We start from the raw sequence: 14,860 nt of genomic DNA, 5'->3' as shown, positions 1-14,860 counted from the left end.
TGGTGGTGTGCGGTGCGTACGTTCAGACGGCCGGGGTCTTCTCCGGTTCGGCGGGCTCGGCGTCGGCCAGAGCCGCGAGGAAGCGCTCGGCGTCCAGGGCGGCGGAGCATCCGGTGCCCGCTGCCGTGATGGCCTGACGGTAGGTGTGGTCGACCACGTCTCCGGCGCCGAAGACACCGGGCAGGTTGGTGCGCGTGGAGGGCGCCTCGACCTTCAGGTAACCCTCGTCGTCGAGCTCCAGCTGGCCCTTGAAGAGCTCGGTGCGCGGGTCGTGGCCGACGGCGATGAAGAGCCCGGTCACGGGAAGCTCGGACGTCTCGCCGGTCTTGGTGCTGCGCAGGGTCAGACCGGAGAGCTTCTGGTCGCCCTTGACCTCGGCGACCTCGCTGTCCCAGGCGAATTTGATCTTCGGGTCGGCGAAGGCCCGGTCCTGCATGGCCTTGGAGGCGCGCAGGGTGTCACGGCGGTGGACGATCGTGACGGACTTGGCGAAGCGGGAGAGGAAGGTCGCCTCCTCCATCGCGGTGTCGCCGCCGCCGATCACGGCGATGTCGTGGTCCTTGAAGAAGAAGCCGTCGCAGGTGGCGCACCAGGAGACGCCGCGTCCGGAGAGAGCGTCCTCGTTGGGCAGTCCGAGCTTGCGGTGCTGGGAACCGGTGGTGACGATGACCGCCTTGGCGCGGTGGACGGTGCCCGCGGTGTCGGTGACGGTCTTGATGTCACCGGTGAGATCGACCGCGACGACGTCGTCGGGGATCAGCTCGGCGCCGAAGCGCTCGGCCTGGGCCCGCATGTTGTCCATGAGCTCGGGGCCCATGATGCCGTCCTGGAAGCCGGGGAAGTTCTCCACGTCGGTGGTGTTCATCAGCGCACCGCCGGCCGTGACGGCGCCCTCGAAGACCAACGGGTTCAGCGACGCGCGGGCGGTGTACAGAGCGGCGGTGTACCCGGCCGGTCCGGAGCCGATGATGATCACATTACGGACGTCGCTCACGGGTTTCTTCCTCGTTTCTGCAGACTGCCTAACTGCCTACGGGGGTCGGTCAACGACTCTCACCCCACCCAACGGATCCTACGGCGGATGCATTCCCGAACATGCCGCGGCGGTCCCGGACGGCCTTCAGGGGCGGTTGTAGGCGCGCGTGAGCAGCAGTTGGCCGGGGGCCTCGGGAGCGGTGTCCACGCAGGCGGAGGCCACGAGGTAGGCCTGTACGCGTGCGGAGTCGGTCGCATGCGGAAGGACGACGAGATAGGCGTCCTTTCCGCGGTACGTGCCCTCGTCGAGGGCGAGGGCCGGCGTGGTGCGGCCGGTGGCCCGCTGCACACAGGGGGGCACGTCGACGACAGGGGCCTTCATGGGGCTCCTGGATGCCTCGGCGTCGGGGGTGAGGGCTTCGCTCGTCGACTTGGTGTCCGCCTCCGGCGGCACCTTCTTGACGCCGGGGCTCTCCGGGCCTGCTTCGTCGCCGTCGCCCAGGAGGTGGTGCACCTGGGTCTCGAGCGTGCCGTCGGCGTAGGCGGGCGCGCCGCTGTCCGCGGCACTGACTCCGTTGTCGGCCGCCGACTTGGCCGCATCGCCGGACGGGGCGACCGCCTGCAGGAAAAAGACACTCATCCCGATGACCGCGGCGCCGAACGCGGTGCCGAGGACCACGGCGCGCTTGCGGCGGCGGGTGGGACGGCGGCCCGGTCCGGTGGCAGCCGAGGACCTCCCCGCCGGGCGGTCCGGGGCAGTGGCGCCGCCGCTCACAGCAGAGGCCCCGCTCACCGTGCTGGTGGTCGTCGCGCTCTCGTCGCTCGTTGTTTCACGTGAAACAACGAGCGGCTCGTCCTCGGTGGGAGGTGTGGAGCCGGCTTCGGCCGCGAGGGCCGCGTCGATGCGGGCGGCGATGTCCTCGGGCATCGGCTCGGGGGCGGGCATCGTCCCGAGCAGCCCGCGGATCTCCTCCAGGGAGTCCAGGATCTCCGCGCAGAGGTCGCACTCCGCGAGGTGCTGCCGGACTTCCGCCGTCCGGGAAGGGGAGAGCAGCCCTTCGGTGAGATCGGAGATCTCGGAGACCTCCGGGTGCTGAGCCGTGTCGTCCGTGGATGTCACGGGCGCCCACCTCCTCCCTTCGTGGCGGCAGGATCGCTTGCTCCTGCGTCTCTGGGTCCTGACGCAAGTGGGACGGATGCTCCGGGCGTCCGGTTCCTTCCTGTGGCGCCGTTGTCTCCGTCGGGGGTCTGTCCCCCGGTTCCCGCGCGCAGGTGGCGGACCAGGGGGGCCAGTCTCGCCCGGCCCCGTGCGCACCGGCTCTTCACGGTGCCGGTCGGCACCTCCAGGATGCTGGCCGCCTCCGCGACGGGGTAGCCCTGCATGTCAACGAGGACGAGGGCCGCCCGCTGCTCGGCGGGCAGTGTGGCCAGGGCCTCCTGGAGCTGGCGGTGAAGATCCTGCCGCACGGCGGGGGCCTCGGCCGATTCGTGGGGTTCCAGGAGCTGGTCGAGGCGTTCGGCGTCGTCCACCGGGGACGTCTTGCGGGAGGCGGCCTTGCGGACCCGGTCGAGGCAGGCGTTGACGGTGATCCGGTGCAGCCAGGTGGTGACGGCGGACTGGCCGCGGAAGGTGTGGGCAGCGCGGAAGGCGGAGATCAGGGCGTCCTGCACGGCGTCGGCCGCTTCCTCCCGGTCCCCCAGGGTGCGCAGCGCCACGGCCCAGAGCCGGTCGCGGTGGCGGCGTACGAGTTCACCGAAGGCGTCGGGGTCGCCCGCCACATGCTGGGCGAGCAGCTCCGAGTCGCTCGGTGCCTCGGGTGGAACGGAATCCACCGTGCTCCCCCCTCCGAACCGGATCCGATGTCGTCTGTGGGCCGCGCCCGGCGAAGCGGTGCGACGGGAGAAGACTGCCGTCACGGGTGTGACGGCCGCAACCCTTGGCGTCGCGGGCGCTCGGTGGGCGAACGGTCCGCCCCACCGTATCGGGCGGTGGATCAGCCGAGGACGGAGATGTCGGTGATGCCGCCCCGGTAGCCGCCCGTTCCGTCCGACGGGAGCTCCGTGATGTGGACCAGGACGTAGCGGGTACGGACGGGCTTGTCGAGCTTCTCCTCGAGCTTCGACCCCGAGACGGTCCGCTTGACGATCGGCTGGTCGAAGTCCGCCGTCACGGACGGGGACGAGGCGTCCGGGGACGCGGCGAGCACGGTCGTCGTCTGCCCGTTCCGGTACATGGACACGTCGACGCCCGAGACGTCACGCACCTTGCCGAGGTCGACGATGATGCCGCTGCCCTGCTTGCGCTGGGGGAGGTTGCCGAAGTTGGCGAAGCCCTCGTACCGCGGGGTGACCCAGTGGGTTCCGGGGTCGCCGTCGATGGTGTTCGGCACCTCCTGCTCCTTGATGCCGGAGCCGTCGGGCTTGAACTCCGTGGCCCCCGCGATGTCCAGGGGTTCGGCGGACGACGCGGGCTTGTCGCCGTTGTTCTTGTCGTCCTCGTTCGGCTCGGTGACGCCGGTGTCGTCGGAGCCCTTGCTCCGGTCGAGCAGCGCCTCGGCGAGCTGCCAGCTGCCGAGTCCCAGCGCGGCGATGAGGAGCGCCGAGACGGTCCACTTGAGCACGCGGCCGGTACGGCTCTGCAGAGGGGCCGGAGGGACCGGCATCACGGGCTGGGCGGCGACGGAGGGGTGCGAGGACGGGCGCCCGTACGTGCCCTGCTGATAGGTCGTGCGCTGATACGCGGGAGGCGCGGTGAACGTGGGCTCCGGCGGGAGGATGCGCGGCATGGCGGCGACGGCCTTGGCGAGCTCGTCCGGCGTGGTGCAGGGCGGTTCCTGCCGGGAGGCGGTGGCGCCGTCGTTGGCGAGCGCCCGCATGGCGAGCTCGGAGAGGCCGCGGTGGACGCCGGCCCGGACCTGGTCCGGGGCGATGAGCCCCAGGCCCTTGGGCAGCCCGGCGAGCCCGTGGGCGTCGTCCCCGTACGGCCATCGGTGGGTCAGCGCGGCGTACAGGAGGGCGCCGATGGCCTCGGTGTCGGTACGGAGGGGCCGTTCGGCGGTGATGCCGCGCAGCGCGGCGTTCACGGCGAGACCGCGGATGCGGTACTGCCCGGTGGAGCTGCGCAGAACCGCGCCGGGGGTGAGGCGCAGATGGGACAGGCCCTCGCGGTGGGCGGCGGCCATCGCCTGGGAGAGCTGGCTGACGAGCTGGTAGGCGTCGTGGGCCTCCATCGGCCCGGTGGCCAGCAGAGCGGTGAGCTCGGTGGCGTCCGGCAGCCATTCGTGGACCACGTAGACGAGGTCGTTCTCCTCGACGGCGTCCAGGACCTGGACGAAGCGGGGGTCGCCGAGCAGGGCCGAGGAGCGGGCGGCAGCCAGCACCGAGCGGGCCCGCGGGTGGTCGGCGGGCAGCAGGTGGACGCCCACCGCCCGGCGGAGCTTCTCGTCGACCGCGCGCCAGCTGCTGAAGCCGTCCAGACGGGTGACGCACTCCTCCAGGCGGTAGCGCCCGGCGAGCTTGTGACCGCTGTGCAGATCGGGTGACGCCGGAACGGCCTCGGAGCGCTTCCCGTCCGTGTTGTCGGTGTCCTTGGGGCTCGCGCCCTTGGTGTCCTCGGCTTGCGCCGTCCCGTCGGTCGTGGCCTCGTCCGCCTTGGCGGTCAGCGGCTCGTCGCCGCCGTTGTCGGCCACGTCGACGGCGGCCGTGCTACGTTCCGCCACCGTCGTTCCTGCCTCCCCATCCGTTGCGCGATGCCAGCCAGCTCTGCACAGTCACGCCAATTGTGCCCACACTCCGGCGCTATGCACGACACGCGGAGTGCGGCGATGGTTGTGCGGGCGGGTGCTCATTCAGCGGCCGAGCCGTCCACGGACCATGCCGACCAGGCCGTTGACCTCTTCGATGCGCATCTTCTTCGCCGCGGCGAAGAAGATGCCCAGGAGGAGGACGCCGCCGCAGATCAGCGCGGCCAGGGAGCCGAGGGCGCCGGTGCCGACCAGTTCCAGGATTCCGAATCCGACGGCGCCGCCGACCAGGGCGGCGGGCACCGCCGCCATGCAGAGGCGGGCGTAGGTCCGGACGATGTGCGCGCCGTCCAGGTCGCCGCCCAGCCGGTTGCGCAGCCGGCGCCAGGCGACACCGACACCGACCGCGTAGGCCAGACCGTAGGAGAAGGCCATGCCGACGACCGCCCAACGGGCGGGCAGGACGACGTAACAGAGCGCGGACGCGGCGGCGTTGACGGCTGCCACGATCACCGTGTTGTAGAAGGGCGTGCGGGTGTCCTCGTAGGCGTAGAACCCGCGGAGGACGACGTACTGCACGGAGTACGGGATCAGGCCGAGCGCGAAGGCCATGAGGATGAAGCCCATGGAGCGGGCGGCCTCGGCGCCGCTGGACGCGTACAGCAGGGTGCACATCGGCAGGCCGAGCGCGAGGAAGGTGAAGGCCACCGGCACGATGGCGACGGCCGAGTTGCGCAGTCCCTGCGAGATGTCGTCGCGGACCGCACCGGGATCGTTGTCGTGGGCGGCCCGGGAGATGCGGGGCAGCAGCGCGGCCATGACGGAGACGGTGATGATGGCCTGCGGCATGCCCCAGATCAGCTGGGCGTTGGAGTAGGCCAGGAACCCGGTGCCGTCCCTGCCCGAGAGCTTGCCCGCCGCTGTGGCGAGCTGGGTGACGACCAGGACGCCCGCCTGGTTGGCCAGGACGAACAGCACGGTCCACTTGGCCAGCTTGACGGTCTTGCCGAGCCCGTGGCCCTTCCAGTCGAACCGGGGGCGGAAGCGGAAGCCCGTCTCGCGCAGGTAGGGGATCATCGCCAGGGCCTGGACGACGAGGCCGAGCAGAGTGCCGATGCCGAGCAGCCGGACGCCCTCCGCCGGGATGGTCTCGACGCCCATCTGCGATTCGGCGGAGGTGCCGTAGACCCAGATGAACAGCCCGAACGTGATGATCATGACGATGTTGTTGAGGACCGGGGTCCACATCATCGCGCCGAACTTGCCACGGGCGTTGAGGATCTGGCCCATCACCACGTGCACGCCCATGAAGAAGATGGTGGGCAGGCAGTACCGGGCGAAGGTGACGGCCACGCTGTTGGCGGCCACGTCGTCGGCGATGGTGCTGGACATCAGCTTGATCAGCACCGGCGCCACGAGGACCGCGGCGGCGACGATCAGGCCGAGCGCGACCATCACCAGGGTCAGGAGCCGGTTGGCGAAGGCTTCTCCGCCGTCCTCGTCGTCCTTCATGGCGCGGACGAGCTGGGGGACGAAGACCGAGTTCAGGCCGCCGCCGACGGTGAGGATGTAGATCATCGTCGGCAGGGTGTACGCGATGGTGAAGCTGTCGCCGAGCATCGCGGCGCCGAGTGCGGCGGTGATCACCAGGGACCGGACGAAACCGGTGAGCCGGGAGACGAGGGTGCCGGCGGCCATGACCGCGCTGGACTTGAGCAGACCGGAGACCTTGCCGCCGCCGCCCTTGGCGGGCGCGGGTGCGGGAGCCGGTTCGGGCTGGGGCGGTACCGGAGGCTTTCCCGATCCTTCCTGGTCCCGGAAGAGATGGGCGAAGGCGTCCGGCTCCTGCCGGTCGTCCGAGGCCTGGGTCACCAGATCGTCGACGCCGACGAACTGCGTGGTCGCGGGGCGGTCCCCGTACGGCAGGTGCCGGGAGGGCCCCGCCGGCTCGGGAGGCGGGGGCTGCGCCCAGATGCGCGGGTCCGGGGCGTACGGAGCGGGGGGTGGCTGCTGGTAGAGCGGCGCCGGCTCCTGGTAGGTGCCGGGAGGCGGCGGCGGGTGGGCGGCCCGGTCGTAGAGCGCCTCGCCCACCGGGTCCTGGGCGGTGAGGTCCTGCGCCCGGTAGGGGTCGTCCTCGTAGGCGTGCTGGAGGTACGGGTCCGGCGGCACGGAGCCGTCCTGGCCCGCGTCAGGGGGAACCGGAGGCCCGCCCGGAGACGCTGCTCCGCCCGCGCCCTGCCCGCGGTCACCGTCGTACGGCGCGTTCATCGAAACCCCTACCTCATCGTCCCCGGCCGACCGGCCACGACAGACATCGCTCAACGGTCCACTTTCTCACCCGTTCCCGACGGGGCCCCGCTTTCCGGACCGGTGTCCGGAGTCGGGTCACTCGGCTGCTCGGGTCCGTCGCCGTTGCCGTCCGCCGTGTCGCTTGCCACGGCGCGCTTGCGGTGGGTGTACATCCTGATGCCGGCCAGCACCAGGAGCAGCAGTCCGCCGGCGATCACGAGCAGCACGGTGGGCGTGACCTCGGAGACCTTCACGGTGAAGGTCATCTCCTCGCCGTACGGCGTGCCGTCCTCCGTGAACAGCCGGGCGGTCACCTGGGCCCGGCCGTTGGCGCTGGTCGCCGTGTCGAACTTCACGGACTGGCTGTGCCCGCCCGCGATGCTGACCGGCAGTTCGGCCGTGGACCCGTCGTCGTTGAACTTGAGCCGGATGTTGTCCGAGGTCAGCTGGAGAACCAGCCGGTCCACGCCCTGCACCAGCTTGTTCTGCACGGTGACCGGGATCGTCGCGCTGCGCCCGGAGAGGGTGACGTCGGACTTCTCGATGAGCTGCACCTCGGAGGTGAGGCTCCGCAGGTAGTCGCGGACCGCGTCCCGGTACTGCTGCGCCTCCAGGGACCGTCCGCGCCAGGACGTCGACATCGAGCGGTTGACGGCGTTGCCGAAGGGCGTCACCACGCGTTCGGGCTGCGACAGGATCGTCTCGAAGCTGTCGAGCGAGCCCTGGGTGGTGCGGATGTCCTGGAACGCCTGTGTGGGCAGTTCCTGGGCGCGGAGCTTCTTCGGGTACGCGGAGGCCGGGGGAACCTTGGCGGTGGCCCTCGGGTCGGGCTTCGTCTCGGCGGCCGCGACGAGGTCCAGGGGCTGCGTCCAACGGTCGCCCGACAGGCCCTCCAGCGCCCGGGCCATCGTCTGGGCCTGCGCGGCGGTGGGCATCCGCGGCGGGGCCACGACGATGCTGCGCTCGTTGTCCGGCGCCTGCTCGGTCAGCGCGAGGGTCTGGGCGAGGAACTTCTGGACCGCGAGGGTGGAGGCGCCCGCCCTCGACATGTCTCCGTCGAAGAGGGTCGACAGCCTGGCGTCCGCGACGACCGCGGTGGTCCCCCCGCCGATCGGCCGTGCCGCGGTCGGCGTGTACGGAAGACCCGCGGTCTCCCGGAAGCTGTCGCTGCGGGCGATCACGTTGTGGGCGCCCGCCGAGGTCGCCACATCGACGATGGAGGAGTCCACGGCGCCGTTCACGGGCCAGGCGAAGTCGGTGGAGGGCTTCACATGGAGGATGGTCTCCACCGTGGTCGCGGCCACCGTGGAGGCGTTCTGCAGATGGCTGAGCGTTCCGGAGACGTTCTTGCCGCGGTGCGCGATGGAGGCCAGATCGGGATCGGCGAACGGCAGCGCGATCACCTTGCCGTCATCCACCACTTTCTCCAGCGCGGTGAGCCACTGCTTGGCGACGGCCTGGTTCTTGCCCGGGACGGTCGTGTCACCCGACTCGACCTCGTACGTCCCGGCCATCGCCGCGACGCTCGCCAGGAGGTCCGGGTCGACGACCCAGGTCACCGGGAGCCGGCTGCCCAGGGACACCATCTGCTCCAGCCGGCCGCCGGGCGCCAGCTCCTTGGCCAGGTCGTCGTCGGTGAACACGGGTGTCTGCTGTTCGTCCGACCGGGTCTCCGCGGTGACGTGGGGAGACGCGATCAGCGGCCAGAGGAAGGTGAGCTTCGTCCTGCTGTCGCTCGCCTCGGGCTGCCAGGGCAGGAACGAGCGCTCGATGCCCAGCACCTGCTCGTAGGGGGCGGTGGTCGTACGGCCGGAGACCGAGACGCCGAGCTGGTAGACGCCCGAGTCGTTCAGGCCCAGCTTGTCGACGGGGACTTTGAGCGTGAAGTCCTGGCTGATCCCTCTGGCGAGCTTGGGGAAGTTCACCGTGTACTTGTCCCCGACGGCGACCGGGTCGGCTCCGGGGACGTACGTGGAGCGCTTCGCGGCGTCGTCGACCTCTCCGCGGCCGGTGAGCCTCGGTCCGACCCGCAGATCGACCTCGGCGCTGCTGATCGTCTCCCTGCCCTTGTTGGTGAGCGTTCCGGAGACGGTCAGGGTGTCGTCCTCCGAGGGAACGCTCGGGGTGAGCGTGTCCAGGGACACATCGACCGTACGGGAGCCCGTGGGGGCCTTGGCGGGCTCGGCGGCCGGGGCGGCACCGGCGGCCGGAACGGCCAGCAGACCGGCCAGCAGCGGTGCTCCGAGCACCGCCGAGGCCGTGCGCCGGAGCCACCGGCGGGCAGGAGAGGGACGAGTCCCCTGGAAGTCTGCCGCCTTGGCCACGCGCCTACCCGTCCCTCGTCCTCGTCAGATGCTGTCGATCGTTCGGTCCTGCGTCCCCGCATGGTAACGAGGTGCGGCGGGCCGAAGTGCTGGGGTCCATCGCACATGATCGCGGGTATCCCGCAGGGCCGCCGTAAACGATGACGCCGCGACCGGCCCGTGCACGTACCCTTTTCTGTTGTGCCGAACGCCAACGAAGAGAACGCCAGTGCACTGAGCCAGGTGCAGCACCGTGCGGTGAGTGAGCTGCTGCGGGTGTCCCCGGTCGCCGACGACCTCGCCCGCCGATTCCAGGAGGCCGGATTCGGCCTCGCGCTGGTCGGCGGCTCGGTCCGCGACGCATTGCTGGGCAGGCTCGGGAACGACCTGGACTTCACCACCGATGCCCGCCCCGAGGACGTGCTCAAGATCGTCCGCCCCTGGGCCGACTCGGTGTGGGAGGTAGGGATCGCCTTCGGCACCGTCGGTTCCCAGAAGGACGGCTACCAGATCGAGGTCACGACCTACCGGTCCGAGGCCTACGACCGGACCTCGCGCAAGCCGGAGGTCTCCTACGGCGACTCGATCGAGGACGACCTCGTGCGCCGCGACTTCACGGTCAACGCGATGGCCGTGGCTCTGCCGCAGAAGGAGTTCGTCGATCCGCACGGAGGTCTGAAGGACCTCGCCGAGCGGGTGCTGCGCACGCCGGGCACGCCCGAGGCGTCCTTCTCCGACGACCCGCTGCGCATGCTGCGCGCGGCCCGCTTCGCCGCGCAGCTCGACTTCGAGGTGGCCCCCGACGTCGTCACCGCCATGACGGAGATGGCCGCGCGGATCGGCATCGTCTCCGCCGAGCGGGTCCGCGACGAACTCAACAAGCTGCTGCTCTCCCAGCACCCGCGCAAGGGTCTGGGGCTCCTGGTCGACACCGGGCTGGCCGAGCATGTGCTGCCCGAGCTTCCCGCGCTGCGCCTGGAGAGTGACGAGCATCACCGGCACAAGGACGTCTACGAGCACTCGCTGACCGTCCTGGAGCAGGCCATCGCTCTGGAGGAGAACGGCCCCGACCTCATCCTGCGTCTCGCCGCGCTGCTCCATGACATCGGCAAGCCGAGGACCCGCCGCTTCGAGAAGGACGGCAGGGTCTCCTTCCACCACCACGAGGTGGTGGGCGCGAAGATGACGAAGAAGCGTATGACCGAGCTCAAGTACTCCAACGAGCTGGTCAAGGACGTGTCGAAACTGGTGGAGCTGCACCTGCGCTTCCACGGGTACGGCGACGGCGAGTGGACCGACTCCGCGGTGCGCCGGTACGTGCGCGATGCGGGGCCGCTGCTGGAGCGGCTCCACAAGCTGACCCGGTCGGACTGCACGACCCGGAACAAGCGCAAGGCCAACGCGCTCTCCCGCACCTACGACGGGCTGGAGGAGCGCATCGCTCTGTTGCAGGAGCAGGAGGAGCTCGACTCGATCCGCCCCGACCTGGACGGCAACGAGATCATGCGGATCCTCGGGGTCGGCCCCGGGCCGGTGATCGGCAAGGCGTACGGCTTCCTGCTGGAGCAGCGCCTGGAGCACGGGCCGATGGAGCGGGACGCCGCCGCGGCAGCGCTCAAGGAGTGGTGGGCGCAGCAGGGCTGAGCAGGGCTGGGCGATGTTTCACGTGAAACAACGCCCCTCGCCACATCCAGGACCGGCTTAGGGCCGGCTGCTGATGGCGTCGTTGCGTCGCCAGCGGAACATCGTCGCCGCGACCGCCGCGTACAGCACGGACACGACCGCCACGACGGCGACCGATCTGCCGTCCGGCGGGAGCATCAGGGCAGCCACCCCCGCGGCGCTCACGAACGCGACGTTGAAGAGCACGTCGTAGAGCGAGAAGACCCGGCCGCGGAAGGAATCGTCGACCGAGGTCTGCACAACCGTGTCGGTCGCGATCTTCGACCCCTGCGTCACGACACCGAGCACGAACGCGGCGATCAGCATCGGGACGGGAGCGAAGGAGAGTCCCAGGGCGGGCACCAGGACCGCCGCCGACCCGGCGCAGCCCACGATCCATCCGTACCGGCCGAGCTGACCCACCGCCCACGGGGTGAGGACGGCGGCGACGAAGAATCCCGCACCGGAGATACCGATCGCCAGGCCGAGCAGGGCCAGTCCGTCGGACTCGTTGTCGGACCAGGCGTAGCGGCACAGCATGAGCACGGTCACGGTGAGTGCGCCGTAGCAGAAGCGGATCACGGTCATGGCGGCCAGGGCCCGGGCCGCGTGGCTCCGCTGGGCCAGATGGCGCAGGCCGGCGACGAGCCCGCGAGCCGTGACGGCGAGCGCTGCCCGCAGCCGCAGCGGGCTCCCGTCGGTATCCGGCCCCAGCAGCGTGCGGGGCAGGCTCAGGGACGCCAGCGCGGAGAGCAGGTAGAGCACCGACCCCAGCAGCACGACCGCCGCGTCGGACTCGTCGGCCACCAGCCGTACGACGAAGGCGAGGCCGCCTCCCGCGGTGGCCGCCAGGGTGCCGGCGGTCGGGGAGAGGGAGTTGGCGACGACGAGGCGATCGGTGTCCACCACCCGGGGCAGGGCGGCGGAGAGACCGGCCAGCACGAAGCGGTTGACGGCGGTGACGCAGAGGGCCGAGGCGTAGAAGAGCCAGTCGGGCACCGAGGCGAGAATCAGCAGGGCCGTCGAGCAGGCCAGGGCGGCCCGCAGGAGGTTCCCGTAGAGGAAGACCTGACGTCGGGGCCAGCGGTCCAGCAGCACCCCTGCGAAGGGCCCGATCAGGGAGTACGGCAGGAGGAGCACGGCCATCGCGGAGGCGATGGCGGCGGCCGACGTCTGCTTCTCGGGGGAGAAGACGACGTACGCGGCGAGGGCGACCTGGTAGACGCCGTCGGCGGACTGGGACAGGAGCCGCACGGTGAGCAGGCGGCGGAAGTTCCGCAGGCGCAGCAGGGTGCGCAGATCACGCGCGACAGACATGGGAGCAAGCGTCACACACGTCGGGGGTCCACGGGCGGATTGCCCGGGGACCCCCGACGTGCGGCAGGAAGAGGTGAGCGTCTCCGCTCAGCGCTCCGGTGAAGCTGTCAGCCGAGAAGGCCGGTTCAGCTCTCGGTGTCGCCGTTGATGAACTTCTCGACGTTCTCGCGTGCCTCGTCGTCGAAGTACTGCACCGGCGGGCTCTTCATGAAGTAGCTCGAAGCCGAGAGGATCGGGCCACCGATGCCGCGGTCCTTGGCGATCTTCGCCGCACGGACGGCGTCGATGATGACACCGGCCGAGTTCGGGGAGTCCCACACCTCGAGCTTGTACTCCAGGTTCAGCGGAACGTCGCCGAACGCGCGGCCCTCGAGGCGCACGTACGCCCACTTGCGGTCGTCCAGCCAGGCCACGTAGTCCGAGGGGCCGATGTGGACGTTGTCCGCGCCGAGCTCACGGTCACGGATCTGCGAGGTGACGGCCTGCGTCTTCGAGATCTTCTTGGACTCCAGGCGCTCACGCTCGAGCATGTTCTTGAAGTCCATGTTGCCGCCGACGTTCAGCTGCATCGTGCGGTCCAGGATGACACCGCGGTCCTCGAAGAGCTTCGCCATCACGCGGTGCGTGATGGTGGCGCCCACCTGGGACTTGATGTCGTCGCCGACGATCGGGACACCGGCCTCGGTGAACTTGTCCGCCCACTCCTTGGTGCCGGCGATGAAGACCGGGAGAGCGTTGACGAACGCGACCTTGGCGTCGATGGCGCACTGCGCGTAGAACTTCGCCGCGACCTCGGAACCGACGGGCAGGTAGCAGACGAGAACGTCGACCTGCTTGTCCTTGAGGATCTGGACGACGTCGACCGGGGCGTCCGTGGACTCCTCGATCGTCTCGCGGTAGTACTTGCCGAGACCGTCGTGGGTGTGGCCGCGCTGGACGGTCACGCCCGTGTTCGGCACGTCCGCGATCTTGATGGTGTTGTTCTCGCTGGCGCCGATGGCGTCCGCGAGGTCGAGGCCGACCTTCTTCGCGTCGACGTCGAAGGCGGCGACGAACTCGACGTCACTGACGTGGTAATCGCCGAACTGGACGTGCATCAGACCGGGCACCTTGCCGGCCGGATCGGCGTCCTTGTAGTACTCGACGCCCTGCACCAGCGAGGCGGCGCAGTTGCCCACGCCTACGATGGCTACGCGAACCGAACCCATTCCGGTTGCTCCCTGTGTAATCGGTGTTTCCGATGAAGTCGCCGCGGAGTGCGGTGACTTCACTTGGCGGTGTCGTCGGACGGATCCGGCGGGGTGTCGTCCCGATGCCGGGGCAGGCCGCCCGTCTCTCCAGGAGTGTCCTGCTGAGCGGAGCCCTCGGGCGAGGATCGTCGCCGATCCCGTCCCGATCGCTCGCTCTCGATGAGCTCGTTCAGCCAGCGCACTTCGCGCTCCACGGACTCCATGCCGTGTCGCTGCAGCTCAAGTGTGTAGTCGTCGAGTCGTTCGCGGGTGCGGGCGAGAGAGGCGCGCATCTTCTCCAGGCGCTCCTCCAGCCGACTGCGCCGGCCTTCCAGGACCCGCATCCGCACATCGCGTTCGGTCTGGCCGAAGAAGGCGAAGCGCGCCGCGAAGTGCTCGTCCTCCCAGGAATCCGGACCGGTGTGCGACAGCAGCTCCTCGAAGTGCTCCTTACCTTCTGCCGTCAACCGGTAGACGATCTTCGCCCGGCGTCCTGTCAGTGAGGAGGAGGAAGCGGCCGAGCGTCCGGTGACCGGCGCGGTGTCCGCCGGGTCACCGGCGGGCTCCTCGATCAACCAGCCGCTGGCGACCAGCGTCTTGAGGCAGGGGTAGAGGGTTCCGTAGCTGAACGCACGGAAGATCCCCAGCGAGGTGTTGAGGCGTTTGCGCAGCTCATAGCCGTGCATCGGCGATTCGCGGAGCAGGCCGAGAACGGCGAACTCGAGGATGCCGGAGCGTCGGCTCACCGGTGCCTCCTCCTTCTCCCGCTGCTTCCGTCGGCACGGTCCGCAGGAGTCACCCGCGTACTTATGCCGTGCTGATGTATCGACTCGATACATCAGCACGATAGATCGGTCCGTCCTGTTCGACAAGGGTGACCTTCGTGAACGGCGTCACATCGGCAATTCCCAGGGTTCGACTTGCGTTGTTTGGGGTGAAGTTCGGCGCTAGGCGGGTTTTGACCGTGCGTAGTCTGTGCGGCATGCAGACCACCGGGAACCGCGAGAAGCTTTCGCGCGTCAGTCATCGCGGACTGCCGGATGTACTGCGGATGAGCCTTCCGCAGTGGCTTGTCCGTAATTCGGGGGGACCGGATCTCAACTGCCGCTTCCAGGCGCTCTCGCCTGCCCGAGGAGTAGTCGTTCCATGAGCGAGCACCGTCGCAAAACGCCGCAGCCACAGGGTGGCGGGCGTGCCGCGGCCAGACGAGCCGCCCAGCAGTCGACCGGACGCCGAGCTGTCCCGTCACGCAGAGCCACGTCGGCGTCACCTTCCGAATCACCATCCGAGTCGTACGGCGAGCAGCCTCAGTACGGCAGCCGCGCCGAGGCCCGCCGAGCGG

The 14,860-nt window shown here is 70.0% G+C and carries 10 protein-coding genes; 1 reads left to right on the top strand and 9 read right to left on the bottom strand.

Translation table 11 applies throughout. The features are described from left to right. Positions 1-22: 22 nt before the first annotated feature. From trxB to ACFWRV_RS21370, 6 genes are all read right to left on the bottom strand, one after another. On the bottom strand, positions 23-994 hold the full coding sequence (trxB, locus tag ACFWRV_RS21395) for a thioredoxin-disulfide reductase (RefSeq protein WP_205080958.1): 972 nt from the start codon (positions 992-994) through the stop codon (positions 23-25). Between the two features lie 126 nt (positions 995-1,120). After that, entirely contained in the window at positions 1,121-2,095 is a 975-nt protein-coding gene (locus ACFWRV_RS21390) for an anti-sigma factor family protein (RefSeq protein ID WP_384336834.1), read from the bottom strand. Continuing rightward, positions 2,092-2,808 carry an RNA polymerase sigma factor SigM gene (gene sigM, locus ACFWRV_RS21385; protein WP_384336832.1) on the bottom strand — a complete coding sequence of 239 codons (717 nt, stop codon included), beginning with the start codon at positions 2,806-2,808 and terminating at the stop codon, positions 2,092-2,094. Before sigM ends, ACFWRV_RS21390 begins: the two co-directional genes overlap by 4 nt. Before the next feature lie 161 nt (positions 2,809-2,969). After that, on the bottom strand, positions 2,970-4,694 hold the full coding sequence (locus ACFWRV_RS21380; RefSeq protein ID WP_384336830.1) for a serine/threonine protein kinase: 1,725 nt from the start codon (positions 4,692-4,694) through the stop codon (positions 2,970-2,972). 129 nt (positions 4,695-4,823) lie between these two features. After that, the gene (gene murJ, locus ACFWRV_RS21375) at positions 4,824-6,986 is read right to left on the bottom strand and encodes a murein biosynthesis integral membrane protein MurJ (protein ID WP_384336828.1); all 2,163 of its coding nucleotides are present in this window, start codon (positions 6,984-6,986) and stop codon (positions 4,824-4,826) included. Between the two features lie 50 nt (positions 6,987-7,036). Next, positions 7,037-9,331, bottom strand: coding sequence for a DUF6049 family protein (locus ACFWRV_RS21370; RefSeq protein WP_384336826.1), 2,295 nt, complete (start codon positions 9,329-9,331; stop codon positions 7,037-7,039). 180 nt (positions 9,332-9,511) lie between these two features. Here ACFWRV_RS21370 and ACFWRV_RS21365 point away from each other — a divergent pair, with 180 nt between their 5' ends. Beyond that, a complete protein-coding gene (locus ACFWRV_RS21365) occupies positions 9,512-10,954 on the top strand; it encodes a CCA tRNA nucleotidyltransferase (protein WP_384336824.1) in 1,443 nt (480 codons plus the stop codon). A gap of 57 nt (positions 10,955-11,011) precedes the next feature. Here ACFWRV_RS21365 and ACFWRV_RS21360 read toward each other — a convergent pair whose 3' ends face one another. From ACFWRV_RS21360 to ACFWRV_RS21350, 3 genes are all read right to left on the bottom strand, one after another. Then, positions 11,012-12,289, bottom strand: coding sequence for an MFS transporter (locus ACFWRV_RS21360; protein WP_384336822.1), 1,278 nt, complete (start codon positions 12,287-12,289; stop codon positions 11,012-11,014). Positions 12,290-12,414: 125 nt separating this feature from the next. Beyond that, positions 12,415-13,497 (bottom strand): inositol-3-phosphate synthase, encoded by a 1,083-nt coding sequence (locus ACFWRV_RS21355; protein WP_384336820.1) that lies wholly within the window; start codon positions 13,495-13,497, stop codon positions 12,415-12,417. Between the two features lie 59 nt (positions 13,498-13,556). Beyond that, positions 13,557-14,264 carry a PadR family transcriptional regulator gene (locus ACFWRV_RS21350; protein ID WP_384336818.1) on the bottom strand — a complete coding sequence of 236 codons (708 nt, stop codon included), beginning with the start codon at positions 14,262-14,264 and terminating at the stop codon, positions 13,557-13,559. Positions 14,265-14,860 lie beyond the last annotated feature (596 nt).

The sequence above is a fragment of the Streptomyces sp. NPDC058576 genome, from assembly GCF_042718715.1.
Taxonomy (GTDB): domain Bacteria; phylum Actinomycetota; class Actinomycetes; order Streptomycetales; family Streptomycetaceae; genus Streptomyces.
The sequence above is the reverse complement of the archived record's forward strand: the minus strand, read 5'-3'. Positions and strand labels throughout refer to the sequence as shown.

Coding starts and splice junctions, on each gene's coding strand:
- ACFWRV_RS21355 (WP_384336820.1), bottom strand. CDS start 13,497: ATGGGTTCGGTTCGCGTAGCCATCGTAGGCGTGGGCAACTGCGCCGCC.
- murJ (WP_384336828.1), bottom strand. CDS start 6,986: ATGAACGCGCCGTACGACGGTGACCGCGGGCAGGGCGCGGGCGGAGCA.
- ACFWRV_RS21360 (WP_384336822.1), bottom strand. CDS start 12,289: ATGTCTGTCGCGCGTGATCTGCGCACCCTGCTGCGCCTGCGGAACTTC.